Source organism: Vibrio variabilis (genome assembly GCF_003263785.1).
GTDB classification, from domain to species: Bacteria; Pseudomonadota; Gammaproteobacteria; order Enterobacterales; family Vibrionaceae; genus Vibrio; species Vibrio variabilis.
In genome coordinates, this window is the sequence record NZ_JYJK01000150.1 from 1 (window position 1) to 671 (window position 671).

General features: G+C 49.3%; 1 protein-coding gene. It reads left to right on the forward strand.

Features of this window, described 5'->3' with window-relative positions; genetic code table 11:
* Window positions 1-671: cadherin-like domain-containing protein (locus TZ48_RS23895; RefSeq protein WP_162674716.1), on the forward strand; the 671-nt coding region annotated here is incomplete at both ends.

Here is a 671-nt window from a genome sequence, read left to right on the forward strand (position 1 = left end):
AGAAGATGTGGGTTATACCATCCAAGAAGACGGCTCGTTGACCTTTACGGATGAGCAGCTTCTTGCTGGCGCGTCTGATATTGATGGCGATGACCTATCCGTTGCAGATGTCAGCTACTCTGGTACCGAAGGTGTGTTCACCGATAATGGTGACGGTACGTATACCTTCGCGCCAAACGAGAACTTTAATGGTGAAGTTGATTTAAGCTTCTCAGTAAGCGACGGTACAACCACCACAGAGGCCAACATTGATGTGACCGTTGAGTCTGTCAATGACATTCCAGTGGCCGGTTCAACCACATACTCAGTCGATGAAGATGGCATCATCACCATCTCTGACGACCAACTACTTGCTAATTCAAGTGACGTAGAAGGCGAGGTGAGTGTCAGTGATGTGTCGTACTCCGGTACGGACGGTATCTTCACCGACAACGGTGACGGTACCTACAGCTTTGCGCCAAATGAGAACTTCAACGGCAACGTATCGCTTGATGTGGTGGTTGTTGATGAAGACGGTGCAACCGCAGAGACGACAGCAGGTATTGACGTTATTGCAGTGAACGATGCGCCAGTCTCAGGTGACTTAGCTTACTCAGTTGACGAAGATGGCTCGATTACTCTGACTCAAGAGCAATTGCTATCGCAAGCGAGTGATGTAGATGGCGATGACC